This is a genomic window from Curtobacterium sp. PsM8 (assembly GCF_030433875.1).
Taxonomy (GTDB): Bacteria; Actinomycetota; Actinomycetes; order Actinomycetales; family Microbacteriaceae; genus Curtobacterium.
Genome location: NZ_JARUXD010000157.1, coordinates 1 through 466, shown reverse-complemented (window position 1 = coordinate 466; position 466 = coordinate 1). Strand labels below are relative to the sequence as shown.

Sequence of the window (466 nt, the reverse complement as noted above, 5' to 3'; positions counted from 1 at the left end):
TGGGCGCCTCGTTCGCCCCGAACCACAAGGGCATGCCGACGATCGCCCACGACGCCAAGGTCGACTTCTTCTCCCGCCAGGTCCGCACCTCGCGCAACATCCGCGGTGGCTGGTGGGTGTCGTTCCTGATGGGCGGTCTGAACTACCAGGTCGAGCACCACCTGTTCCCCTCGATGCCCCGCCCGGCGCTGAAGCAGGCACGCCTGCTGGTCCGCGACCACTGCGACAGCCTCGACGTGCCCTACACGGAGACCACCCTGCTGCGCTCGTACGGCATCGTCGTCCGCTACCTCAACCGCGTCGGACTCGCAGCACGCGACCCGTTCGACTGCCCGATGACCAGCGAGCTCCGCATCAGCTGACGCCAAGGCAGCGCACCGGCACGACAACGCACCGCGGGGGGGCCCGCCGTGCGCGCACGGCCGCCCCAGGCTATAAAAAACATCCCCCGCACCCCACCACCAAA

1 protein-coding gene is annotated in these 466 nt (G+C 68.7%); it reads left to right on the top strand.

Features of this window, described 5'->3' with window-relative positions:
* A partial coding sequence (locus QCD68_RS17205; RefSeq protein ID WP_301223892.1) for a fatty acid desaturase family protein occupies nt 1-362 on the top strand: 362 nt, incomplete at its 5' end.
* Nucleotides 363-466 lie beyond the last annotated feature (104 nt).